Origin of the sequence: Streptomyces narbonensis (assembly GCF_014649015.1) — a bacterium.
In the GTDB taxonomy this organism is placed as follows: domain Bacteria; phylum Actinomycetota; class Actinomycetes; order Streptomycetales; family Streptomycetaceae; genus Streptomyces; species Streptomyces narbonensis.
The window spans coordinates 262,334-285,879 of sequence record NZ_BMSF01000001.1 but is presented as its reverse complement, the minus strand read 5'-3'; the positions used below and the strand labels follow the sequence as shown (position 1 = coordinate 285,879).

Annotated in this window: 23 protein-coding genes; 13 read left to right on the top strand and 10 right to left on the bottom strand. The window is 71.7% G+C overall.

Features of this window, described 5'->3' with window-relative positions; genetic code table 11:
* Positions 1-109 precede the first annotated feature (109 nt).
* Both IE124_RS01260 and IE124_RS01255 read left to right on the top strand, forming a co-directional pair.
* Positions 110-1,045, top strand: coding sequence for a sugar phosphate isomerase/epimerase family protein (locus IE124_RS01260; RefSeq protein ID WP_229832009.1), 936 nt, complete (start codon positions 110-112; stop codon positions 1,043-1,045).
* A 263-nt stretch (positions 1,046-1,308) separates the two neighbouring features.
* Entirely contained in the window at positions 1,309-1,503 is a 195-nt protein-coding gene (locus IE124_RS01255) for a helix-turn-helix transcriptional regulator (protein ID WP_189503868.1), read from the top strand.
* A 68-nt stretch (positions 1,504-1,571) separates the two neighbouring features.
* Here the strand turns inward: IE124_RS01255 and IE124_RS01250 are convergent, their stop codons facing one another.
* Positions 1,572-3,914, bottom strand: a complete 2,343-nt coding sequence (locus IE124_RS01250; protein ID WP_229832007.1) for an MMPL family transporter — start codon at positions 3,912-3,914, stop codon at positions 1,572-1,574.
* Positions 3,915-4,079: 165 nt separating this feature from the next.
* On the opposite strand from IE124_RS01250, the gene IE124_RS01245 reads away from it, so the two are divergent.
* Complete coding sequence (locus IE124_RS01245) at positions 4,080-4,778, top strand: TetR/AcrR family transcriptional regulator (protein WP_189503866.1); 699 nt, start codon at positions 4,080-4,082, stop codon at positions 4,776-4,778.
* Here IE124_RS01245 and IE124_RS01240 read toward each other — a convergent pair.
* A complete protein-coding gene (locus tag IE124_RS01240) occupies positions 4,756-5,976 on the bottom strand; it encodes a cation:proton antiporter (protein WP_189503864.1) in 1,221 nt (406 codons plus the stop codon). The genes IE124_RS01245 and IE124_RS01240 overlap by 23 nt on opposite strands.
* A 145-nt stretch (positions 5,977-6,121) precedes the next feature.
* Here IE124_RS01240 and IE124_RS01235 point away from each other — a divergent pair, with 145 nt between their 5' ends.
* A complete protein-coding gene (locus IE124_RS01235; RefSeq protein ID WP_189503862.1) occupies positions 6,122-6,346 on the top strand; it encodes a heavy-metal-associated domain-containing protein in 225 nt (74 codons plus the stop codon).
* A 72-nt stretch (positions 6,347-6,418) separates the two neighbouring features.
* A complete protein-coding gene (locus IE124_RS01230; RefSeq protein ID WP_189503860.1) occupies positions 6,419-8,644 on the top strand; it encodes a heavy metal translocating P-type ATPase in 2,226 nt (741 codons plus the stop codon).
* Between the two features lie 518 nt (positions 8,645-9,162).
* On the opposite strand, the gene IE124_RS01225 is transcribed toward IE124_RS01230, so the two are convergent.
* Together IE124_RS01225 and recD2 are read right to left on the bottom strand one after the other, a co-directional pair.
* Entirely contained in the window at positions 9,163-10,452 is a 1,290-nt protein-coding gene (locus IE124_RS01225; protein WP_055643377.1) for a citrate synthase, read from the bottom strand.
* A 179-nt stretch (positions 10,453-10,631) separates the two neighbouring features.
* Complete coding sequence (gene recD2 / locus IE124_RS01220) at positions 10,632-12,881, bottom strand: SF1B family DNA helicase RecD2 (RefSeq protein WP_189503858.1); 2,250 nt, start codon at positions 12,879-12,881, stop codon at positions 10,632-10,634.
* Between the two features lie 108 nt (positions 12,882-12,989).
* Here recD2 and IE124_RS01215 point away from each other — a divergent pair, with 108 nt between their 5' ends.
* A complete protein-coding gene (locus IE124_RS01215; protein ID WP_189503856.1) occupies positions 12,990-13,727 on the top strand; it encodes a hypothetical protein in 738 nt (245 codons plus the stop codon).
* A 59-nt stretch (positions 13,728-13,786) separates the two neighbouring features.
* On the opposite strand, the gene IE124_RS01210 is transcribed toward IE124_RS01215, so the two are convergent.
* Entirely contained in the window at positions 13,787-13,990 is a 204-nt protein-coding gene (locus IE124_RS01210) for a hypothetical protein (RefSeq protein ID WP_189503854.1), read from the bottom strand.
* A 114-nt stretch (positions 13,991-14,104) separates the two neighbouring features.
* On the opposite strand from IE124_RS01210, the gene IE124_RS01205 reads away from it, so the two are divergent.
* A complete protein-coding gene (locus IE124_RS01205) occupies positions 14,105-14,329 on the top strand; it encodes a DUF397 domain-containing protein (RefSeq protein WP_189503852.1) in 225 nt (74 codons plus the stop codon).
* 71 nt (positions 14,330-14,400) lie between these two features.
* On the opposite strand, the gene IE124_RS01200 is transcribed toward IE124_RS01205, so the two are convergent.
* Positions 14,401-14,559: a hypothetical protein gene (locus tag IE124_RS01200; RefSeq protein ID WP_189503850.1), complete on the bottom strand. Its 159-nt coding sequence runs from the start codon at positions 14,557-14,559 to the stop codon at positions 14,401-14,403.
* Between the two features lie 93 nt (positions 14,560-14,652).
* Between IE124_RS01200 and IE124_RS01195 the strand changes: the two genes are divergently transcribed.
* The 3 genes from IE124_RS01195 to IE124_RS01185 all read left to right on the top strand — a co-directional run bounded on the left by IE124_RS01195 (position 14,653) and on the right by IE124_RS01185 (position 15,850).
* Entirely contained in the window at positions 14,653-15,123 is a 471-nt protein-coding gene (locus IE124_RS01195; protein ID WP_189503848.1) for a DUF937 domain-containing protein, read from the top strand.
* 77 nt (positions 15,124-15,200) lie between these two features.
* A complete protein-coding gene (locus tag IE124_RS01190) occupies positions 15,201-15,437 on the top strand; it encodes a type II toxin-antitoxin system VapB family antitoxin (protein WP_189503846.1) in 237 nt (78 codons plus the stop codon).
* Positions 15,434-15,850: a PIN domain nuclease gene (locus IE124_RS01185; protein WP_189503844.1), complete on the top strand. Its 417-nt coding sequence runs from the start codon at positions 15,434-15,436 to the stop codon at positions 15,848-15,850. Before IE124_RS01190 ends, IE124_RS01185 begins: the two co-directional genes overlap by 4 nt.
* Positions 15,851-15,943: 93 nt before the next feature.
* Here IE124_RS01185 and IE124_RS01180 read toward each other — a convergent pair whose 3' ends face one another.
* From IE124_RS01180 to IE124_RS01170, 3 genes are read right to left on the bottom strand one after another with little or no spacing between them, the layout of a single operon-like run.
* Complete coding sequence (locus IE124_RS01180; protein ID WP_189504697.1) at positions 15,944-16,717, bottom strand: sugar phosphate isomerase/epimerase family protein; 774 nt, start codon at positions 16,715-16,717, stop codon at positions 15,944-15,946.
* Between the two features lie 26 nt (positions 16,718-16,743).
* Entirely contained in the window at positions 16,744-17,895 is a 1,152-nt protein-coding gene (locus IE124_RS01175; protein ID WP_189503842.1) for a dihydrodipicolinate synthase family protein, read from the bottom strand.
* Complete coding sequence (locus IE124_RS01170; protein ID WP_189503840.1) at positions 17,892-19,043, bottom strand: Gfo/Idh/MocA family protein; 1,152 nt, start codon at positions 19,041-19,043, stop codon at positions 17,892-17,894. Before IE124_RS01170 ends, IE124_RS01175 begins: the two co-directional genes overlap by 4 nt.
* Before the next feature lie 111 nt (positions 19,044-19,154).
* On the opposite strand from IE124_RS01170, the gene IE124_RS01165 reads away from it, so the two are divergent.
* Both IE124_RS01165 and IE124_RS01160 read left to right on the top strand, forming a co-directional pair.
* The gene (locus IE124_RS01165) at positions 19,155-20,201 is read left to right on the top strand and encodes a LacI family DNA-binding transcriptional regulator (RefSeq protein WP_189503839.1); all 1,047 of its coding nucleotides are present in this window, start codon (positions 19,155-19,157) and stop codon (positions 20,199-20,201) included.
* A 41-nt stretch (positions 20,202-20,242) separates the two neighbouring features.
* Positions 20,243-20,806: a Uma2 family endonuclease gene (locus IE124_RS01160; protein WP_189503837.1), complete on the top strand. Its 564-nt coding sequence runs from the start codon at positions 20,243-20,245 to the stop codon at positions 20,804-20,806.
* A 34-nt stretch (positions 20,807-20,840) separates the two neighbouring features.
* On the opposite strand, the gene IE124_RS01155 is transcribed toward IE124_RS01160, so the two are convergent.
* Positions 20,841-21,404 (bottom strand): AAA family ATPase, encoded by a 564-nt coding sequence (locus IE124_RS01155; RefSeq protein ID WP_189503835.1) that lies wholly within the window; start codon positions 21,402-21,404, stop codon positions 20,841-20,843.
* A 230-nt stretch (positions 21,405-21,634) separates the two neighbouring features.
* On the opposite strand from IE124_RS01155, the gene IE124_RS01150 reads away from it, so the two are divergent.
* Entirely contained in the window at positions 21,635-23,494 is a 1,860-nt protein-coding gene (locus tag IE124_RS01150; protein WP_189503833.1) for a glycoside hydrolase family 3 protein, read from the top strand.
* The last annotated feature ends 52 nt before the right edge of the window (positions 23,495-23,546 follow it).

Genomic DNA, 23,546 nt, shown 5'->3' with positions numbered 1-23,546 from the left:
AGGGCGGTCGGATACGGCACGGACGCAGCGCGGACGCCCCGGCCCGGCCGCGCCGCCCGAGCGCCCGCCCGCTTGACGCTGCTCTCGCGCCCCGGTCAAGGTGGCAGGCATGACGAAGCCGCCGAAGCCGTCGTTGCCCCCGTCGCCGTCGAGTCCCTCCCGCATCCGTATCGGCTCCGCCCCGGACTCCTGGGGGGTGTGGTTCCCCGACGATCCCCGGCAGGTGCCGTGGCAGCGCTTCCTCGACGAGGTGTCCGGCGCGGGCTACGAGTGGATCGAGCTGGGGCCGTACGGCTATCTGCCCACCGATCCGGCCGTCCTCGCGGAGGAGACGGCGCGGCGCGGGCTGCGGGTCTCGGCGGGGACGGTCTTCACCGGGCTGCACCACGGCCCGGGCGTCTGGGACCGCACCTGGGCGCACGTCGCCGAGAACGCCGCGCTCGCCCAGGCCATGGGCGCGGGCCATCTCGTCGTCATCCCGTCCTTCTGGCGGGACGACCGGACGGGCGAGGTCCTGGAGGAGCGCACGCTCTCCGCGGAGCAGTGGCGGGATCTGACCCGTCTGACGGAGCGTCTGGGGCGGGAGGTGCGGGAGAGATACGGGCTGCGGCTCGTCGTCCATCCTCACGCCGACACCCACCTCGACGGCGAGGAGAGCGTGACGCGCTTCCTCGACGCCACCGACCCGGAGGCCGTCGCGCTCTGTCTGGACACGGGACACTACGCCTACGCCGGCGGGGACAGCGTCAAGCTGATCGAGAGCTACGGGGAGCGGATCGGCTACCTCCACCTCAAGCAGGTCGATCCGGAGATCCTGGCCCGGGTGGTGGCCGAGGAGGTGCCGTTCGGCCCGGCGGTCGCGCGGGGCGTGATGTGCGAACCGCCGTCCGGGGTGCCCGCCCTGGAGCCGGTGCTCGCCGCCGCGCGCGCCCTGGACGTGGACCTCTTCGCGATCGTCGAGCAGGACATGTACCCGTGCGAGCCGGACGCTCCGTACCCGATCGCGCTCCGCACCCGGCGATTCCTGCGCTCCTGCGGCGTGTGACGGGCGCATACCTGCTTCACCAGGGGTGACGCACGCGGACACACCGGTGTCCGCGTGCATCACTTCGGTCACACAGGTCGCTTCCCCGTCACGCGTATCTCCGTTACGCGGGTCTTCCGTCACAGGCGCTCGACAGCCGCTCTCCTCCTGCCGGCAGGGGTCGTTCACCCGGGAACAGGCTCAGTGATCACCAACGCCCGCCCGCAGCGCCCCCGAACGGCACCCCCTGCCGCCGCTGCGCGGCGCGCAGGGAGGTACCAGGCATGACGGACAGAAGGCTCTGGTCGTACAAGGACATCGCCGCGCACATCCGCGTCCAGCCGGACACCGTCCGGTCCTACCGGAAGCACGGCCTCCTGCCGGCGCCCGACCAGGTCGAGTCGGGCAAGCCCTACTGGTACGCGGACACGATCCGCGCCTGGGTCGCCAGCCGCCCCGGCAACCGGGCAAGGCCGTAGGACCTGTCCGGGAGACGAGGACGCCGGGCCCCGGAGTGTTCCGGGGCCCGGCGTCCTGCTGTGTCTCGTCAGTGGGCGGGGCTGTACTCCTTGCGGTCGGCGTCGGAGCCGGTGCCTGAGCCGGTGCCCGTGACGGAGTCGGTGTCGGCCGGGGCGGTGGCTGTCGGGGCCGGGGCGTCCGACTCGCTGACCCCGAAGCGGTCGTGGAAGCGGCGCAGCGGTCCCGGGGCCCACCAGGTGAAGCGGCCGGTCAGCTTCATGACGGAGGGGACGAGGAGGCTGCGGACCACCATCGCGTCCATGAGGACGGCGAGGGCGACGCCGAGGCCGAGCATCTTGGTGTTGGTGACCCGTGAGGTGCCGATCGCGACCATGACCACGGCGAGGATCACGGCGGCCGCGGTGATCAGACCACCGGTGCGGCGCAGGCCGAAGCGGACGGAGTGCTCGTGGTCGCCGGTGGCGTCGTACTCCTCCTTGATGCGGGAGAGCAGGAAGACGCCGTAGTCCATGGAGAGCCCGAAGGCCACGCAGAACATGAGCACGGGCAGGGTGGTCTCGATGTCGCCGGTGGAGGTGAAGCCGAGGAGTCCGGCGAGGTGGCCCTCCTGGAAGACCCAGACGACCGCGCCGAACATCGCCGTCAGGCTGAGGGCGTTGAGGACGACCGCCTGGACGGGCACGATCACGCTGCCGGTGAGCAGGAAGACGAGCAGCAGGGTGGCGAGGACGACGATCGCCGCCGCCCAGGGCAGCCGGTCGGCGAGGGCGTCCTTGGAGTCGACGAGGACGGCGGCCTGGCCGGTGACGGAGGTCTCGAAGGGCGCGGGCGCGGCCCGGAGTTCGCTCACGACCTGCTGGGCCCCGGGGCCGACGGTCTCGCCCTCGGGCACGACGGTGAAGTAGGCCTGGCCCGTGGCCCCGCCGGCGGTGACGGGGCCGTCGGCCCGGCCGACGCCCTCGATGGTGGAGATCCGCTCACGGAAGGCCTCGTACTGGGCGGGGGTGGCCTCGCCCTCGGCGAGGACGGTGAGCCCGCCGCCCGGGTTGCCGGGGAAGCCGTCGCGGAGCTGGTCCTGGACGACCCGGGAGGCGGCGGTGACGGGCAGCTGGCGGTCGTCGGCGGTGCCGAACTTCACGCCGAGGAAGGGCAGTCCGAGGAGGACGAGGCCGGCGGCGGTGGCGACGGCGAAGACGGGCGCGCGGCGCATCACGAGGTCGGCGGCGCGGGCCCAGCCGGATCCGTCGGTGTCCTTGCGGGGCGGGCGGCCGCGGCGGAGGAGGCGGCGCAGGTCCAGGGCGTTGACCCGGTCGCCGAGCAGCACGAGGGCGGCCGGGAGCAGGGTGAGCGCGGCGGTCGCGGCGAGGACGACGACGGCTATGCCGGCGTAGGCGAAGGAGCGCAGGAAGTACTGCGGGAAGACGAGCATCGCGGAGAGCGAGACGGCGACGGTCAGCGCGGAGAACAGCACGGTCCGTCCCGCCGTGCGCAGGGTGGTGCGGACGGCGGTGTACGTGTCGGCCCCGGCGGCGAGCTCCTCGCGGTAGCGGCGGACGACGAACAGGGCGTAGTCGATGGCTAGGCCGAGCCCGAGGGCCGTCGTCAGGTTCTGGGCGAAGACCGAGACGTCGGTGAACTCGGTGATGCCGCGCAGGACGGCGTTGGTGCCGAGGATGGCGACGATGCCGACGCCGAGCGGCAGCAGGGCGGCGACGGCGCTGCCGAAGACCATGACGAGGAGGACGAGGGTGAGGGGCAGAGCGATGAGCTCGGCCCGGAGGAGGTCCTCCTGGATGACGGTCTGCATCTCGTGGCGGACGGCCAGCCCGCCGCCGAGGGAGACCTCGACGGGGCCGTGGGTGCCCCGGTACTCGGGGGCGATCCGGTCGAGTACGGCGGCGGCGTCCTTCTCCTCGCCGGCGATCCGGGCGGCGATGACCGCCTGGCGGCCGTCCTCGGAGCGGAGGGCGGGCGAGCCGGTGGACCAGTACGAGCCGACGCCGTCGACGCCCGGCTCGGCGTCGAGCCGCTCGGCGAGCTTCCGCGCCTCGGCGACGACGGCGGGGTCGTCGACCGCGGCGGCCCCGGCGGCCTTCCCGGCCTTCCCGGCCTTCCCGGCCTGCCCGGCCTGCCCGGCCCCCCCGGTCTGTCCCGTGTCGACCAGGAGCAGCAGGTTGGGCTGGGAGCCGGGGAACTCCCGGGCCAGCGCCTCCGTCGCGTACGTGGACTCGGCGGCCGGGTCCTCCCAGCCCCCGCTGCCCATCCGGTCCGCGACGCCGCCGCCCGCCAGGACGGCGAGGGCGGTGAGTACGAGCGCCACGAGGAGCGTGAGGCGCGGCCGGGCGGTGACGAACCGCGTCCACCCGCCGCCCGTGCCCCCGCCGGGCGCTGATTTCTTGACTTCGGCCATGACGCGGTGTCCCCTTCACCTGACCCATGTGCGCGCTTCCCGGCAGGTCGCATGGGTCACCCATTGCCATAGAATGACAAACACGAGTGATCGCTCGCGTTTCCTTAGAATGCGAGCGACCTCTCGCATTTGTCAAACGCGCCACGAGGAGAGCTGGGGACAGTCATGTCCGAGAAGCCCGAGATGTCCGAGGACCCGAAGCCGCGCCGCCGTCAGGCGCGCGGTGAGCGCCGCATCACGCAGCTGCTCCAGGCCGCCGCGAACGTCTTCTGCGCGAACGGGTACACGGCCGCCAGCACCAACGCGATCGCCCGCGAGGCGCACGTCTCGCCCGGCACGCTCTACCAGTACTTCCCGAACAAGGAGGCCATCGCCGTCGAGCTCGGCGAGCGCCTCATGTACGAGATGCGGGAGGCCCACGGCCAGGCCTTCACCCCGGAGAACCTGGCCCTGCCGCTGCCCGAGCTGCTCGACGCGGTCGTCGACCCGCTGATCGCCTTCAACTGCGCCAACCCGGTCTTCCTCGCCCTGATGCACGGCTCCGAGGTCCCCGGCAAGATCGCGGAGGAGCACGACGCCCTGCACGCCTCGCTGATCGAGCGGGTCCGTCTGCTGATCGCCCACTACCTCCCGGACAGCCCGCCCGCGGACTGCGTCCGGGTCGCCGACATGGCCTTCGCGGTCTTCAAGGGCGGCCTCCACCTGGTCCTCGCCGCCCCCGAGGGCCCCGAGCGGGACGCCACGATCGCCGAGCTGAAGCAGGTCCTCCTGCGCTACCTCGACCCGGTCATCGGCCAGGGCACCCTCGCGGCCGGCACCCCCGCGATCGCCGGCGGCGGAGTCACCACGTCTCGGACCCCCTGACCGCCTCGGCGGGCCGCCCCTCCCCACCCTCCCCCGCCCGCGCCCGCAGCTTCAGCGCGAGCAGCGGGAAGACGAGGACGGAGACCATGGCGGCGCCGACGAGCGCCGCCGCGTCGCCGGCCGACAGCTCGTGGTCGTCCACGCCGATGGTCGTGATCGCGACGACGAGCGGCAGCGCCGTGGAGCCGTAGAGGACGAGCCCGCCCCGGTCCCTGCGGTCGAGGTCGCGCGGGGCGAGGAACCAGATCGGCCCGCCGCGCACGACCAGGAAGAGCACCAGGAAGACCGGCAGCAGGAGCAGGGTGCGGCCGCCGGAGAGGAGCGAGTCCAGGTCGAACTCGATACCGGTGACGACGAAGAAGACCGGGACGAGGAAGCCGAAGCCGACGCCCTCCACCTTCTCCAGGATCTCCGGGCCGCTCTCGGGAGCGGCCCCGGTCAGCAGGAGCCGGGTGATGAGACCGGCCGCGAAGGCGCCGAGCAGCACGTCGAGCCCCAGCGCCGTCGAGGCCCCCAGCATCAGGGCGAGCACCAGGAAGACGAACCGGACGGCGAACTGGCCGCTGCTGTGCAGGGTCTTGGCGATGATCCGGGAGAACCACGGCGGGCGCGGGCGCAGCGCCCAGAAGACGGCCGCCGCCGTGAGCGCGGCGAAGACGCCGAGCAGCACCGCCGACTCGGCCGGGGCGCGCCCGCTGAGCAGCAGCGCCATCGCGATGATCGGCCCGAACTCGCCCACCGCGCCGAAGGCCATGACGACCGAGCCGAACCGCCCGTGGAGCACGCCCGCGTCCCGCAGCACGGGCAGGACGGTGCCGAGGGCGGTGCTGGTCAGCGCCACCCCGATGAAGACGCCCTTGGCATAGCCGCCGCCCAACAGGACGCCGGTGCCGAGCCCGAGGGCGAGGGCGGCGAGCCAGGACCAGACGGCTCTCCTGAGGGTGTCGCCGCGGACCTTGCCGAACTCGATCTCGTACCCCGCGAGGAAGATCAGCATGGTGAGGCCGAGCTGGGAGAGGCCGTCGATCAGCGCGTCGGGGCGGGCCCAGTCCAGGACGTCGGGGCCGATGAGGATGCCGAGGAGGATCTCGAAGATGACGAGGGGTACGGGCAGCCTGCGCCCGACCGCGTAGGCGAGCAGCGGCGCCAGGACGGCGATCGCCATGATCAGGATCAGCGTGCTCCCCGAATGCGACATAACGGGTATTTACCATAGGCTCCGGCCACTCGCGCGACGCGAGCCGACCCCGCCCCCGATTAATACCCCCTAGGGGTATAATCGCCTTCGTGAGGACCTTCAAAAGGACCTTCGCAAGGACCCGCCACCCAGTATGGAGAGCGCCATGACCGCAGAGACGAAGACCGAACTCACCACCGTCTACCAGGTCAAGGGCATGACCTGCGGCCACTGCGAGGGCGCGGTCGCCGGCGAGATCTCCGAGCTCCCCGGCGTCTCCTCGGTCACCGCCGTCGCCAAGACCGGCGAGGTCACCGTCGTCTCCGACGCCGCTCTCGACCGCGAGGCCGTGGCCGCGGCCGTGGACGAGGCCGGCTACGAGCTGGTCTGACCCGCACCGGAACAGACATCGCAGGGCCGTACCGTTGACCCGTACGGCCCTGCTCCCGTTTGGAACCGCACCATGACCGGCACCACCGTCACCGAGCTGACGATCGGCGGGATGACCTGCGCCTCCTGCGCGGCCCGCGTGGAGAAGAAGCTCAACCGGATGGACGGCGTCACCGCCACCGTCAACTACGCCACGGAGAAGGCACACGTCGAACACGCGCCGCACGTCGGCGTCGACGAGCTGATCGCCACCGTCGTGAAGACCGGCTACACCGCCGAGGAACCCCTCCCGCCGGAGCCCGAAGCCGAATCCGAATCCGAGGAACGAGCCGAACAGGAGGACCCCGAGCTCGCCCGCCTCCGGCAGCGACTCACGGTCTCGGCACTGCTCGCCGCGCCCGTGGTCCTGCTCGCCATGGTCCCCTCGCTCCAGTTCGACAACTGGCAGTGGCTCTCCCTCACCCTCGCCTCCCCCGTCGTCGTCTGGGGCGGACTCCCCTTCCACCGGGCCGCCTGGACCAACGCCCGGCACGGCGCCGCCACCATGGACACCCTCGTCTCGGTCGGCACCCTCGCCGCCTACGGCTGGTCGCTCTGGGCCCTCTTCCTCGGCGACGCCGGCATGCCCGGCATGCGCCACGGCTTCGACCTCACCGCCGACCGCTCCCAGGCCTCCTCCGCGATCTATCTGGAGGTCGCCGCCGGCGTCGTCACCTTCATCCTGCTCGGCCGCTACCTGGAGGCCCGCGCCAAGCGGAAGGCGGGCGCCGCCCTGCGGGCCCTCATGGAGCTCGGCGCCAAGGACGTGGCCATCCTGCGCGGGACCACGGAGGTACGGATCCCGGTCACGGAGCTGCGGGCCGGCGACCTCTTCGTCGTACGCCCCGGGGAGAAGATCGCCACCGACGGCACCGTCACCACGGGCGCGTCCGCCGTCGACGCCTCCCTGCTCACCGGCGAGTCGATGCCGGTGGACGTCACCGAGGGCTCCGAGGTGGCCGGCGGCTGCGTCAACGTCTCGGGCCGGCTCGTCGTCCGGGCCGCCGCCGTCGGCGCCGACACCCGCCTCGCCCGGATGGCGAAGCTCGTCGAGGACGCCCAGAACGGCAAGGCCGAGGTGCAGCGGCTCGCCGACCGGATCTCCGCCGTCTTCGTCCCCGCGGTGCTGCTCGTCGCGCTCGGCACCCTCGTCACCTGGCTCCTGCTCACGGACGACCCGACCGCCTCCTTCACCGCGGCCGTCGCCGTCCTGATCATCGCCTGCCCCTGCGCCCTCGGCCTCGCGACCCCGACCGCCCTCATGGTCGGCACCGGCCGCGGCGCCCAGCTCGGCATCCTCATCAAGGGACCCGAGGTCCTGGAGTCCACCCGCCGCGTCGACACCGTCGTCCTCGACAAGACGGGCACGGTCACCACGGGCCGCATGTCCCTGCGGAAGGTGTACGTGTACGGCGGCCGCTACGGCACGGCCTCCACCGACGAGACCGAGCTGCTGCGGCTCGCGGGCGCCCTGGAGCACTCCTCCGAGCACCCGGTGGCCCGCGCGGTCGCGGCCGCCGCCGCCGAGCGGTGCGGCGAGCTTCCCGTACCGAAGACCTTCGAGAACGTCCCCGGGCTCGGCGTGCGCGGCTCGGTCGACGGCCACCTGGTCCTCGTCGGCCGCGCCGCCCTCCTCACGGCCGAGGGCGTCGAGGTGCCGGGGGCCCCGGAGCCCGGCGCCGTCCACGTCGCCTGGGACGGCGTCGCCCGCGGCGCCCTGACCGTCGCCGACACCGTCAAGGACACCAGCGCCGAGGCGATCGCCCGGCTGCGCGGACTGGGGCTCCGCCCGGTCCTGCTCACCGGCGACCACCGGGCGGTCGCGGAGGCCGTCGCGGCGGAGGTCGGCATCGACGAGGTGATCGCCGACGTGCTGCCCGAGGAGAAGGCCGGGGTGATCCGGCGGCTCCAGGACGAGGGCGGGACGGTCGCGATGGTCGGCGACGGGGTCAACGACGCCGCCGCCCTCGCCACCGCGGACCTCGGCCTCGCGATGGGCACGGGCACGGACGCGGCCATCGAGGCGAGCGACCTGACCCTGGTCCGCGGCGACCTCCGCGTCGCGGCGGACGCCATCCGCCTCTCCCGCCGCACCCTGGCGACGATCAAGGGCAACCTCGCCTGGGCCTTCGGATACAACGTGGCCGCCCTGCCCCTGGCGGCGGCCGGACTGCTCAACCCGATGATCGCGGGCCTCGCGATGGCCTTTTCGTCCGTCTTCGTCGTATCCAACAGCCTGCGGCTGCGGCGCTTCACGTGAATTGACCTACACGTGACTCACAGGACCTTCACAAAGAGATCTAGATCACAGATATTGGGGGGTAACCATCTGGGCTGTTCGCGAGTCTAAGTGGGCGATGCCGAGAACGTCTTGGGGGACGTTCATGGGATGTCTTGGGGGACGTCCCTAGGCAAGCGTTGGCCGGGGCACGTGCACCGGGGAGCTTTGAGCGGCCCTCCCGTACGTACCCCGGCAGACCGCGTCGCGCCCGACCCGCGCAGCTTCTGCTGACGCCGGCAGACGCCCGGCCCGGATCCCGTGGGGGGAATCCGCACCGGGGGATATGGGAAGCGCCCCGTCCGTCGACCCGTGGGGGGATCGGCGGCGGGGCGCTTCTCGCTTTCTTTCAGGGCTCGGTTCGCCTCCGGGGCGCTCCAGCCGGTGTCGAGAGGGCGATCGTGCTCGACCCTCCTACGTCGGGCCTCCGCGCGTTCGCCCTCTCGACACCGACGCGCCCCTTCGGCTCACTCGCCGGGCGCTGCAGTCCCTGCGCCGGACTAGCGGGCCTCGACCGGGACGAAGTCCCGCAGGACCTCGCCCGTGTAGATCTGGCGCGGGCGGCCGATGCGGGAGCCGGGCTCCTTGATCATCTCGTGCCACTGGGCGATCCAGCCGGGCAGCCGGCCGAGCGCGAAGAGCACGGTGAACATCTCGGTCGGGAAGCCCATGGCGCGGTAGATCAGGCCCGTGTAGAAGTCCACGTTCGGGTAGAGGTTGCGCGAGACGAAGTACTCGTCGGAGAGCGCGTGCTCCTCCAGCTTGAGCGCGATGTCCAGCAGCGCGTCGTCCTTGCCGAGCGCGGAGAGGACGTCGTGCGCCGCAGCCTTGATGATCTTGGCGCGCGGGTCGAAGGACTTGTACACCCGGTGACCGAAGCCCATCAGGCGGACGCCGTCCTCCTTGTTCTTCACCTTGCGGATGAAGGAGTCGACATCGCCGCCGTTGGCCTGGATGCCTTCCAGCATCTCCAGGACCGACTGGTTGGCGCCACCGTGCAGCGGGCCCCACAGGGCCGAGATGCCGGCGGAGATCGAGGCGAACATGTTCGCCTGCGAGGAGCCGACCAGACGCACGGTGGAGGTCGAGCAGTTCTGCTCGTGGTCCGCGTGCAGGATCAGCAGCTTGTCGAGCGCGGAGACGACGACCGGGTCGAGCTCGTACTCCTGCGCCGGCACCGAGAAGGTCATGCGCAGGAAGTTCTCGACGTAGCCGAGGTCGTTCCGCGGGTAGACGAACGGGTGGCCGATCGACTTCTTGTACGCGTACGCCGCGATCGTCGGAAGCTTGGCGAGCAGCCGGATCGTCGAGAGGTGGCGCTGCTTCTCGTCGAACGGGTTGTGGCTGTCCTGGTAGAAGGTGGACAGCGCGGAGACCACCGACGACAGCATCGCCATCGGGTGGGCGTCCCGCGGGAAGCCACGGAAGAAGTTCTTGACGTCCTCGTGGACCAGCGTGTGCTGCGTGATCTCGTTCTTGAAGGTCGACAGCTCGTCGACCTTCGGAAGCTCGCCGTTGATCAGCAGGTACGCCACCTCAAGGAAGGTGGAGCGCTCGGCAAGCTGCTCGATGGGGTAGCCGCGGTACCGCAGAATCCCCTGCTCACCATCGAGGTAGGTGATCGCGGATTTATAGGCGGCGGTGTTGCCGTATCCGCTGTCCAGGGTGACCAGACCGGTCTGGGCTCGGAGTTTGCCGATGTCGAAGCCCTTGTCGCCGACGGTGCTCTCGACCACCGGGTAGGTGTATTCACCGTCCGCGTACCGCAGTACTACAGAGTTGTCGCTCACGTCATCCCTCACCGACGTAGTGCCTCTTCTTCGAGGTGCCCTGACTGTCTCTACCATCCCCCATTTGGCTCAGGAGAGTGCACTCGGGGTCGACCATTGGGCCAATCGGCGGCACTCAGTGCCGCCAACCTTCATATCCTGCCCCCTTCGCCCCGGTTCCGGTAGACCTCCGTGATCTTTCACACGGGGGCTCCACCTGTGAGGCGATGGGACAGTGCGGTAAAACGTCGGCCCGCCGAGACCGTGCGGACCGCCTGGGCGATGGCCCGGCGGGAGCCGACCAGCACGACCAGCTTCTTGGCGCGGGTCACGGCCGTGTAGAGCAGGTTCCGCTGGAGCATCATCCAGGCACTCATGGTGACGGGGATCACGACCGCCGGATACTCGCTGCCCTGCGAGCGGTGGATGGTGACCGCGTACGCGTGGGCCAGCTCGTCCAGCTCGTCGAAGTCGTACGGCACCTCCTCATCCTCGTCCGTCCGCACGGTGAGCCGCTGCTCGACGGGGTCCAAGGCGGTGACGACGCCGACCGTGCCGTTGAAGACACCGTTGGCACCTTTGTCGTAGTTGTTCCTGATCTGCGTCACTTTGTCGCCTACCCGGAACACCCGGCCTCCGAACCGCTTCTCCGGCAGATCGGGCCGGGCCGGGGTGATGGCCTGCTGGAGCAGGCCGTTGAGCGCGCCCGCACCGGCCGGGCCCCGGTGCATCGGGGCGAGGACCTGCACGTCCCGGCGCGGGTCGAGCCCGAACTTGGCCGGAACGCGCCGGGCGGCGACGTCCACGGCGACCCGGGCCGCGTCCTCGGTCTCCTCCTCGACGAAGAGGAAGAAGTCCGGCAGGCCCTGGGTGAGGGGCGGGGTGCCGGCGTTGATCCGGTGCGCGTTGGTGACGACCCCGGACTGCTGGGCCTGCCGGAAGATACGGGTCAGCCGCACGGCGGGGACGGGGCTGCCGGGGGCGAGCAGGTCGCCGAGGACCTCGCCCGCGCCGACCGAGGGGAGCTGGTCCACGTCCCCCACGAGCAGCAGGTGGGCACCGGGCGCCACCGCCTTCACCAGCTTGTTCGCCAGGAGCAGGTCGAGCATGGAGGCCTCGTCGACGACGACCAGGTCGGCGTCGAGCGGCCGGTCCCGGTCGTAGGCCGCGTCCCCGCCCGGCTTGAGCTCCAGGAGCCGGTGGACGGTGGAGGCCTCGGCACCGGTCAGCTCGGCGAGCCGCTTGGCGGCCCGGCCGGTGGGGGCGGCGAGGACCACCTTGGCCTTCTTCGCCCGCGCCAGCTCCACGATCGAGCGGACCGTGAAGGACTTGCCACAGCCGGGGCCGCCGGTGAGGACCGCGACCTTACGGGTCAGGGCGAGCCGGACCGCATCCTCCTGTTCGGGCGCGAGCGTGGCCCCGGTGCGCTCCGCGAGCCAGGCCAGCGCCTTGTCCCAGGCGACGTCCCGGAAGGCCGGCATGCGGTCCTCCCCGGCCCGCAGCAGCCGCCCGATCTGCCCGGCGAGCGACAGCTCCGCGCGATGGAAGGGCACCAGGAACACGGCGGTGACCGGCAGCCCCTCGGGGCCGGGCACCTGCTCCCGTACGACCCCCTCGGGGTCCTCGGCGAGCTCGGCCAGGCACTCGATGACGAGCCCGGTGTCGACCTGCAGCAGCTTCACCGCGTCACCGATCAGCCGCTCCTCGGGCAGGAAGCAGTGGCCCTGGTCGGTGGACTGCGACAGCGCGTACTGCAGGCCGGCCTTCACCCGGTCCGGGCTGTCGTGCGGGATGCCGACGGCCTGGGCGATCTTGTCGGCGGTGAGGAAGCCGATGCCCCAGACGTCGGCGGCGAGCCGGTAGGGCTGGTTCCGCACGACGGAGATGGAGGCGTCCCCGTACTTCTTGTAGATGCGCACGGCGATGGAGGTGGAGACACCCACCCCCTGGAGGAAGACCATGACCTCCTTGATCGCCTTCTGCTCCTCCCAGGCGGCGGTGATCTTCTTGGTCCGCTTCGGGCCGAGCCCCGGGACCTCGATCAGCCGCGCGGGCGCCTCTTCGAGGATGTCGAGGGTGTCGAGTCCGAAGTGCTGCGTGATGCGGTCGGCGAAGACGGGCCCGATGCCCTTGACCAGTCCCGACCCCAGGTACCGCCGGATGCCCTGGATGGTGGCGGGCAGGAGCGTCGTGTAGTTCTCGACGGTGAACTGCTTCCCGTACTGCGGGTGGGAGCCCCAGCGCCCCTCCATCCGCAGCGACTCCCCCGGCTGCGCCCCGAGCAGCGCCCCGACCACGGTGAGCAGGTCACCGGCCCCGCGCCCGGTGTCGACGCGCGCGACTGTGTACCCGCTCTCCTCGTTGGCGTAGGTGATCCGCTCCAGGACCCCGGTCACTTCGCAGACACCCTGGCGGCTGCCCTGCTGCGACTCAACTCCCCCACCGGACATGCCCCACCTGGCTTCCTGCGTCTCCGATACCAGGGAGGCTATCGCCCGTCACCGACAGAGCAGCCGTCTCGTCGTTTCTCGCAGCACAGGTGTGATGGGATTCCCGGCATGACCGATTGGCCGCAACTCAGCCACGCTTACGGCTCCGCCGAGGACATACCCGCCCTGCTGGCACGCACCGCGTCCGACCCCGAGCCAGAGCTCTGGAACGACCTGTGGTCCGCACTCTGCCATCAGGGCAGCGTGTACTCGGCCAGCTTCGCGGCTCTGCCCTGGCTGGCCGACGTGGCTGACAACGAAGACCGACATCAAGCCGTGAACGCCCTGAACCTGGCGGGTGCCATCCTGGCCGGCTCCGAGCAGACGCATGGAGCCGGTGACGTCCGCACACGGCACTCGGCGGAGATCGCGACCCTGCTGGCATCGGTGAACCGCCATCTCCGGACCGCGGCCCACCCCAGCGAGTACATCGATCTCCTGGAGTCCATGCTCGGCTTCGAGGGCGTCGTGGGGTGGAGCGAGGACCTGGCCTGGGGGCTCAGGAACGAGGAGTTCCAAGTCTCCTGTCCCGGCTGCGAAACCGACCTGTTCATCGTCCTCGGTGAACGCGGGTTCTTCTCCACCAGCGAGGACTACGCACTGTCGGACGACAGCATCGAGACCCGGCCGCTTCGACCGACGAGCCCCGCAGACCTGGAAGGCATCGGTCGACGTCTCCACGGCATCGCACTCACCGACGGTCAACACGACGTCGCACACGCGCTGACCTTCGTCTTCGGGAGCGCGACCTGCCCGGACTGCGAAACCGACTTCGCCGTGGCCGACCAGGTCACGACCCAGCTCTGACGCCGGTCACTCTGCTTGGGTGACGTGGGGTGTGGTCCGCGCTCCAGGACCCCTCGGTGTCAGGGCCCCGGCTGCGCCAGCCGTGCCCCACGGCTGTCCGCGACCCGCTTCACGTCCCGCAGGGACTCGCTGAGCCGACTGGCGAGGTAATGCAGCTCGCTCTCGGTCACCCGCCGGTCCGCGAGGAGCTCGGCCGCATGGCCGAGCAGCCCGGCGGCCATACCGAGCTGGACTCTCTCGATGTCGTCGGCAAGCCGTGACACCCGGCCCGCCCCTGGTGAACGCCAGGCGCACGGCCTACGCTCTGGCTCTGAGCGACGCGCTGTCGCAACAGGAGTCACTGGCGCTCGTGAGGGCAGCAGCAGAAAAATACGCGCATGGTCCGCAGTGAGCACACCGTCTCCGACGCGTCCTCCCTCACCGGGTGGTTCAAGTCCAGCTACAGCGGCGGCGATCAGGGCGAGTGTCTTGAGGCCGCCCGTGGTCACGCCGGCGTGCCCGTCCGCGACAGCAGGGCCGTGACCGGCCCCGCCGTCGTCTTCTCGGCCGACGGCTGGTCCGCCTTCGTCGCCGCCGTCAAGGACGGCCGCTTCTCCGGCTGACCCTGTGCACCGCACGAGCCCGGAGAGTCGGGCCGGCGTCCGGCCCCGGGCTCGACCGCACCCCGCCGGGCTCAGCCGCCCGGGTCCCACTCGTCCTGGATCTTGGTGTTGTGGTGCTCCACCGGACGGTCCGTCCCGAGCTTCGCCCAGACCAGGAACCCGGCGACCCCGAGCCCCGTCATCCCGCCCGGGATCAATACCGCCCACAGCCACTCCGGCACGGCTCCCACCCCCGCCTTCCATGACGCAGGAGGCGGGCGGGAGGGTTCCCCCACGAAATCTTCGGCATGCCGAGAAAGGGCACGGGTCGTAGCGTTTCCGGCATGAGTGAACCTTCCTTCCAGGACGACGTGCTGACCGAGCTCGGTGACGACCGGCTCCAGGAGATCGCCGGGCTGCTCGACACGGACGTCGACGGGGCGCAGGAACTCGTGGGCAGTTCGGTGGCCGAGCTCTCCGGCGAGCTGCGTCAGGCGGCGGCCGAGCCGGCCAGCGCGGACGAGGTGCGGGCCGCCGTCAACGAGGTGACCTCGGCGGAACCGCCGCTGCAGGGGGTCGCCACGGTCGGCGGCCTGGCCGCGGGCGGGTTGATGTCCGGGGTGCTCGCCAAGCTCGCCAAACCGGCGGCGAACGCGGTCGCCAAGCGCACGGGACTCCCCCCGGCGGCGGTCAACCGCGCGGTCGACGTCCTGGTCCCGGTGGTGATCGCCGCCCTGACCAAGCGCGCCGCCGCGAAGAAGGGCGGTGGGGGTCTCGGTGACCTGCTGGGCGGGGGTGGCAGCGCGAAGAAGTAGCGCCGCCGGTGACACCTCCGAGCTACTATGTGGGAGATGCGAGTGTTCTTCCCACATGGGATGTTCGGAGGTCGATCATGAGCGTGACCAATGTGGACGTGGATGACGACGTGCTCGCCGAGGCGGCGAAGCTGCTCGGTACGACCACGAAGAAGGACACCATCAACCGGGCGCTGGAAGAGGTCATACAGCGTCACCGTCGAGGTGCGGCCCTCCAGCGGCTCGCGGAGCGGGGCGCGCGGGGCGAGCTGGAACCCCTGCGCCGGGCATGGGAAGCCCGCAAGGCCGCTCAGCACGGCGTAGACGCCGAGTGATCACGTACCTCATCGACACCAGCGCGCACGTGCACCTCGGCAGCGACCACGCCACACTCCGGCACTGGGACGCCGCGATCAAGACGGGCACTTTCGGTATGTGCGAGGCCACCCGCGCGGAGATCCTCTTCACCGCCACCGGCCCGGACGACCGCGACGAGATCGACGAGGAGCTCTCCACCCTGTTCGGAACCGTGCGCGTCCCCAACGACGCGTGGCGGTGGGTGGAGACCGCCCAATACAAGCTGACGCAGAAGGGGCAGCACCGTGCGGCGGGCGTCGTCGATCTCCTGATCTGCGCCACGGCGGTCCATCACGGGTTGACCATCCTGCACAGGGACAATGACTTCGCCACGGTCGCCCGCATTCTCAAGGAAGTCCGACAACAGGACGTGCGGCACTTGGGCGGGTGACTCCACGTACGCCTGCGGCTGCCCGGCCCCGCACGGCCGGGCAGCCTCTCCCCCCGGTCCCTCCGCACGGGGGCCGGGTGGCTCTTGGGCCGGTCAGACCGCCAGGAAGCTGTCCAGGGTCTCCTCCAGGACCTCGACGCCGTCCCGTGACCACAGCTCGTCGTTGAAGAGTTCGACCTCCACCGGGCCCGTCCAGCCGGCCTTCTCGACGAGGTCCGCCCAGGCTCGGAGGGCGATCGCGCCCGTGCCCAACTGGCCCCGGCCGTTGAGGACTCCGGCTGGGAGTGGAGTGGTCCAGTCGGCGAGCTGGAAGGAGTGGATGCGGCCCGCCGCGCCCGCGCGTTCCACCGCTGCCGGGGCCCGGTCGTCCCACCAGAGGTGGTACGTGTCGACCACCACGCCGACCTGCCCGGGCGGGAAGTGCTCGGCGATGGCCAGCGCCTGGTCCAGGGTCGAGACCGCGCAGCGGTCGGAGGCGTACATCGGGTGGAGGGGCTCGATGGCCAGGCGGATTCCTCGTTCGCCCGCGTAGGGGGCCAGGGCGCCGATCGCCTCGGTGATGCGGGCGCGGGCGGAGAGCAGGTCGGGGCAGGCCGGGGTCAGGCCGCCCGAGACCAGGACCAGGGTGTCGGTGCCGAGCGTCACCGCCTCGTCGATCGCCGCGCGGTTCTCGGCCTCCCAGCCGTCGGCGGTGAAGAAGCCGCCCCGGCAGAGAGTGGTGACGGTGAGGCCCGCGTCCCGTACGAGCGCGGCGGCGGCCTCGACCCCGTACGCCTGGACGGGTTCGCGCCACAGGCCGATGCCCGGGATGCCGAGCCGGACGCACTCCGCGACCAGTTCGGGCAGGGCCAGCTGCTTGACCGTCATCTGGTTGATCGAGAAGCGGTCGAGGTTCACTGCGGGACTCCGTACACGGTGAGGAGCGAGCGCATCCGGGACTCCGCGAGCGCCGGGTCGGGGAACAGGCCGAGGCCGTCGGCCAGTTCGTAGGCGCGGGCGAGGTGCGGGAGCGATCGGGCGGACTGCAGGCCGCCGACCATCGTGAAGTGCTCCTGGTGGCCGGCGAGCCAGGCGAGGAGGACCACGCCCGTCTTGTAGAAGCGGGTGGGCGTCTCGAAGAGGTGCCGGGAGAGTTCGACCGTCGGGTCGAGGAGCGCGCGGAAGCCGGCCTTGTCGCCCGTGTCCAGGGTCCGGACCGCCTCCGCCGCGAGCGGGGCGAGGGGGTCGAAGATGCCCAGCAGGGCGTGGCTGAAGCCCTGTTCGTCGCCGGCGATCAGCTCCGGGTAGTGGAAGTCGTCGCCCGTGTAGCAGCGCACCCCCTCCGGGAGACGGCGGCGCAGCTCGACCTCGCGCCGGGCGTCCAGGAGGGAGACCTTGATGCCGTCGACCTTGTCGGGGTGGGCAGCGATCACGTCGAGGAAGGTCTCGGTGGCGGCGTCGAGGTCCGCCGAGCCCCAGTAGCCCTCCAGGGCCGGGTCGAACATCGGGCCCAGCCAGTGCAGGATCACCGGCTCGCTCGCCTGGCGCAGGAGGTGGCCGTAGAGGTCGAGGTAGTCGTCCGGGCCGTCGGCTGCGGCGGCGAGGGCGCGGGAGGCCATCACGACGGCCTGGGAGCCGGTCTCCTCGACGAGCGCGAGCTGCTCCTCGTAGGCCTTGCGGACCGCCGCCAGGTCCGCGGGGCCGGTGAGCTGGTCGGTGCCGACGCCGCAGGCGACCCGTCCGCCGACGGCCTTCGCCTCGGCGGCGGAGCGGCGGATCAGCTCGGCCGCCCCGGTCCAGTCGAGTCCCATCCCGCGCTGTGCGGTGTCCATGGCCTCAGCGACCCCGAGGCCGTGGGACCAGAGGTGGCGGCGGAAGGCGAGGGTGGCGTCCCAGTCGACGACGGCGGGAGAGTCGGGGGTGGTGTCGGCGTACGGGTCGGCGACGACGTGCGCGGCGGAGAAGACCGTACGGGAGGCGAGGGCGCCGCCCGTGGCGAGGGCGAGGGGTTCGGTGCGGGGCTCGTACGCGCGGACGCCCCCGCCCGTCAGGGGGAGCCGGATCACAGGGAGACCTCCGGGACGTCGAGACGGCGGCCCTCGGCGGAGGACTTCAGGCCCAGCTCGGCGAGCTGGACGCCGCGGGCGCCCGCGAGGAGGTCCCAGTGGTACGGCTCGTCGAGCGTGACGTGCCGCAGGAAGAGCTCCCACTGGGCCTTGAAGCCGTTGTCGAATTCCGTGTTGTCGGGGACCTCCTGCCACTGGTCGCGGAAGGACTCGGTGACGGGGATGTCGGGGTTCCAGACCGGCTTCGGGGTGGCCGAGCGGTGCTGGACGCGGCAGCCGCGGAGGCCGGCGACGGCGGAGCCGTGGGTGCCGTCGACCTGGAACTCGACGAGCTCGTCGCGGTTGACGCGGACCGTCCAGGAGGAGTTGATCTGGGCGATCGCGCCGCCCTCCAGCTGGAAGATCCCGTACGCGGCGTCGTCGGCGGTGGCGGCGTACGGCTTGCCCTGCTCGTCCCAGCGCTGCGGGACGTGGGTGGCGACGTGCGCGGAGACGCTCGTGACGCGGCCGAAGAGCTCGTGGAGCACGTACTCCCAGTGCGGGAACATGTCGACGACGATGCCGCCGCCGTCCTCGGCGCGGTAGTTCCAGCTCGGGCGCTGGGCGTCCTGCCAGTCGCCCTCGAAGACCCAGTAGCCGAACTCGCCGCGCACGGACAGGATCTCGCCGAAGAAGCCGCCGTCGATGAGCCGCTTGAGCTTGAGCAGGCCGGGGAGGAAGAGCTTGTCCTGGACGACGCCGTGCTTGATGCCCTTCGCCTCGGCGAGCCGGGCGAGGTCCAGGGCGCCGGCGAGGTCGGCGGCGGTGGGCTTCTCGGTGTAGATGTGCTTGCCGGCGGCGATGGCCTTGGTGAGGGCGTCGACGCGGGCGGAGGTGACCTGGGCGTCGAAGTAGACGTCGACGCCGTCGTCGGCGAGGACGGCGTCGAGGTCGGTGGACCACTCGGTGAGGCCGTGGCGCTCGGCGAGGGCGCGCAGGGCGTGCTCGCGGCGGCCGACGAGGACGGGCTCGGGCCAGAGGGTCTCGCCGTTGCCGAGGTCGAGGCCGCCCTGTTCGCGCAGGGCGAGGATCGAGCGGACGAGGTGCTGGCGGTAGCCCATGCGTCCGGTGACGCCGTTCATGGCGATGCGGACTGTCCTGCGTGTCACGAAAGATTCCTCTCCCCGGCGTTCCGCGCCCCGATAGAAAGCGCTTTCTGTCTGAGAGGACGCTAGCCTGCCGACATCACGCCGGACAAGGGCCTCGGAGGTACACACACGATGACCGTCACCCTGGCGGACGTGGCCGCCCGCGCCCGGGTCTCCCCCGCGACCGTCTCCCGGGTCCTGAACGGCAACTACCCGGTCGCCGCCTCGACCCGCGAGCGGGTGCTGCGGGCGGTGGACGAGCTGGACTACGTCCTCAACGGCCCCGCGAGCTCACTGGCCGCCGCCACCTCCGACCTGGTCGGGGTGCTGGTCAACGACATCGCCGACCCCTTCTTCGGGATCATGGCGAGCGCGGCGCAGGGCGCGATCGGAGAGGTCGCCTCGGGGCGGGCCGGGGGCGAGAAGCTCGCCGTCGTCTGCAACACGGGCGGCTCCCCCGCACGCGAGCTGACCTACCTCACCCTGCTCCAGCGGCAACGGGCCGCGGCCGTCATCCTCATGGGCGGTTCGCTGGAGGACCCGGAGCACCTGGCGGCGACGGCGGGCAAACTGGCCAAGCTCGCGGAGGCGGGCACCCGGGTGGTGCTGTGCGGCCGGCCGCCGGTGCCGGGCGACGCGAACACGGCGGCGCTCGTCTTCGACAACCGCACCGGCGCACGGCTCCTGACCGAGCATCTGCTCGGACTCGGCCACCGGCGGATCGGGTACGTGGCGGGACCGGCCGACCGGACGACGACCCGGCACCGGCTCGAAGGCCACCGGGCGGCGCTCGCGGCGGCGGGGGTCGCCGAGGGCCCGACGGTCCACGGCCCCTACGACCGCCGCTCCGGGCACGAGGCGACCGCCGAACTCCTCGCCCGAGACCCTGACCTGACGGCGGTGGTCGCCGCCAACGACACGGTGGCGCTCGGCGTCTGCGCGGCCCTGCGGGAGCGGGGCCTGTCGATCCCGGACGACGTCTCGGTGGCGGGCTTCGACGACCTGCCGTTCTCGGTGGACGCGGTCCCGGCCCTCACGACCGTCCGCCTGCCGCTGCACGACGCGGGCGCCCGGGCGGGCCGCCTGGCGATGGGCGCGGAGGAGCCCCCGACGGACGGCCCGGTGGCGGTCCCGGGAGAGCTGGTGGTGCGGGGGTCGACGGCGGCGCCGAGGGGGTAGTGGAGGGCTATCGTGGTGACGAGCGCCACGTGGAGGATCGCATGACGGTACCCATGGACCTTTCCAGCGCGTGGGACGTCCTGGAGGGCGTCAACCTGCCCAACGGCTACCGCGTCGAGATCACGGACGGAAAGATCATCATGACCCCCCGGGGCGAGTGGCCGTGGAAGGTGATCCTGCGGGCCGCCCCCCAGATCGAGCAGCAGCTCGCGGGACACGGTGAGATCCTCTCGGACGTCATGATCGACTTCCCGTCGAGCCTGTACGGATACGCCCCCGACCTGGCGATCGTCGCCCCCGGCTCCGAGCGGAACAACCGGGGCCGCTTCGAGTGGCACAGCCTTGAGGCCGTCCTGGAGATCGTCTCGCTCAGCACACGGGACAACGACTTCGAGAAGAAGCTCCGCATGTACGCGGCGTGCGCGATCCCGCTCTACGTGATCATCGACCCCTCCGAGAACGTCTGCGTCGTCCACAGCGCCCCCGCCAGGACCGGTGTCTACACGGACCAGGAGCGGATCCCCTTCGGCGAGGACCTGACCCTCCCCCTCGAAGGCCGGGAGATCGTCGTCAGGACCGACGGCTTCCCCCGCTCCGAGAGCTGAGGATCCCGGCCGAGGGCCGGTTGCTTCTCCGGCCCTACTTCTCCGGCCTCAGGCCCGTCGCCGCCAGCACGGCTTCGACCGTCTCCTCGACCGTCTGGTCCGCGTTGTCGATCCAGACGCCCTCGCCGGAGAGTTCGGCGCGCATGGCCTCGTCCAGGAAGGCCCAGTTCGTCGTCAGCTTCTTGTGGCGAGCGTTGTTGCGCTCCCAGGCCTTGTCGGGGCCGGGGGCGAGGATCACCACATGGAGCGGGGCCGCCTTCGCGTGGGCGCGGTAGAAGTCCAGGTGGGAGCGGCGTACGACCACGTCGTCGAGGACCGGCAGGAAGCCCGCCGAGGCGAAGCTGTCCGCGAGCAGGCAGGCGTTGCGGGCGCGCAGCAGGATCTGGCGGTCGGCCTCGGGGTCGCCGTCCGGGGTCGGCCAGTGGCAGCCCTGGACGATGAGCTCCTGGAGGTCGTCGACCTCGATGTGCGCGGAGCGGGTGAAGCGGGCCGCGAGGGCCGCCGCGACGGTCGACTTGCCGCTGCCGGGGATGCCCGCGAGCAGGACGGTGCCGGGGGCGGGATCGGGGGTGTCGACGGTGATGCGTTCGAAGGTCATGCGCGCCTTTCCTCGCTGGTGGGACCGGTAGACCGTACGAGCGCCGGGGGTCCGGGCGCCAGGGATTTCCCGGTCGGTCGCGATGGCGGGGGGACGGAGGCAGGCGGAACGGGGGGCGCGGCGCGCGCGGTGGCGATTCCTGCGCGGGTCCTTGACCTGGCAGTTACTTTCGGGCTATCCGTGACTCCTTGGAAGTTTCCTTCAACCTCGCACGGCCGGAAGGAGCATCAGTGCACCACCGCGCCCCCGCCAGCTCCCCCTCCCCCTCCCCCTCCCCCTCCCCCTCCCGACGCGCCCTTCTCACGGTGACCGCCGCAGCCGCCGCGGCCGCCGTCACCGGCGCCACCGCCCCCGTGGCTCACGCGGCCCACTCGGAGACCACCGACAGGAAGCTCCGGAAGATCATCGACCGGATGTCCCTGGAGGAGAAGGTCGGCCAGCTCTTCGTGATGCGGGTGTACGGCCACTCCGCGACCGCCCCCGACCAGGCCGACATCGACGCCAACCTCTCGGAGATCGGCGTCCGCACCGCCGCCGAGCTCGTCGAGCGCTACCACGTCGGCGGCGTCATCTACTTCTCCTGGGCCCACAACACCCGCGACCCGCACCAGATCGCCGAGCTCTCCAACGGCATCCAGCAGGCCGCCCTCGCGCAGCCCACGCCGATCCCCGCGCTCATCTCCACCGACCAGGAGCACGGCATCGTCTGCCGGGTCGGCGAGCCCGCGACCCTGGTGCCCGGAGCGATGGCCCTCGGCGCGGGCCGCTCGCTCGCGGACGCCCGCAAGGCCGCGCAGATCGCGGGCACCGAGCTCGCCGCCGTCGGCATCCGCCAGAACTACGCCCCGGTCGCGGACGTCAACGTCAATCCGGCCAACCCCGTCATCGGCGTCCGCTCCTTCGGCTCCGACCCGCGCGCGGTCGCCGGGCTGGTCGCCGCCCAGGTCAAGGGGTACCAGCGGGCCGGGGTCGCGGCCACCTCCAAGCACTTCCCGGGCCACGGCGACACCGCCGTCGACAGCCACTACGGCCTGCCGACGATCAGCCACACCCGGGCCCAGTGGACCGAACTCGACGCGCCGCCCTTCGAGTCGGCGATCGACGCCGGGATCGACTCGATCATGACCGCGCACATCGTGGTGCCCGCGCTCGACCCCAGCGAGGACCCGGCGACCCTCTCCGAGCCCATCCTCACCGGCATCCTGCGCCGGCAGCTCGGCTACGACGGCGTGGTCGTCACCGACTCGCTCGGCATGGAGGGCGTGCGCACCAAGTACGGCGACGAGCGCGTCCCCGTCCTCGCTCTGAAGGCCGGGGTGGACCAGCTGCTCAACCCGCCGAAACTCGACGTCGCCTGGAAGGCGGTCCTGGCGGCGGTCAGGGACGGCGAGCTGACGGAGGCCCGGCTCGACGAATCGATCCTGCGGATCCTGCGGCTCAAGACGAAGCTGGGCCTCTTCCGACAGCCGTACGTGACGCGGGCCGGCGTCGACCGGGCGGTCGGCACCGCCGCCCACCTCGCGCAGGCCGACCGGATCGCCGAGGCGACGACAACCCTGCTCCTCAACGAGGGCGGCTTCCTGCCGCTGAGCGCCACCACCCACGGGAGGGTCCTCGTCGTCGGCGCCGACCCGGCCTCGCCGTCCGGTACGACGGGCCCGCCGACCACGACGCTCGCGAGCGCCCTGACGGAACTGGGCTTCACCACGACCGCGCTCCCCACCGGGATCACCCCGACGGCCGCGAAGATCGAGGAGGCGGTGGCGGCGGCGGCCGGGCAGGACGTGGTCGTCGTGGGCACGTACAACGTGACCGCGGCCAGTCCGCAGCGCACGCTCGTCGCGCGGCTCGTCGCGAGCGGCGTGCCCGTCGTGACGGTCGCGATCCGCAACCCGTACGACGTCGCCCGGCTCGGCGGCCAGCGGGCGACCCTCGCCGCGTACTCCTGGACCGACGTCGAACTCCGCGCCGCGGCCCGGGTCCTGGCCGGCCGTGCCCGGCCGAAGGGACGGCTGCCCGTGCCGGTGCAGGACGCGGAGGACCCGACCGAGGTCCTGTATCCGGTGGGGTACGGGCTGTCGTACGGCTGATGCGGGAAAGGGTGTGCCCGGCGGTCCTCGGGAGGACCGCCGGGCACACCCG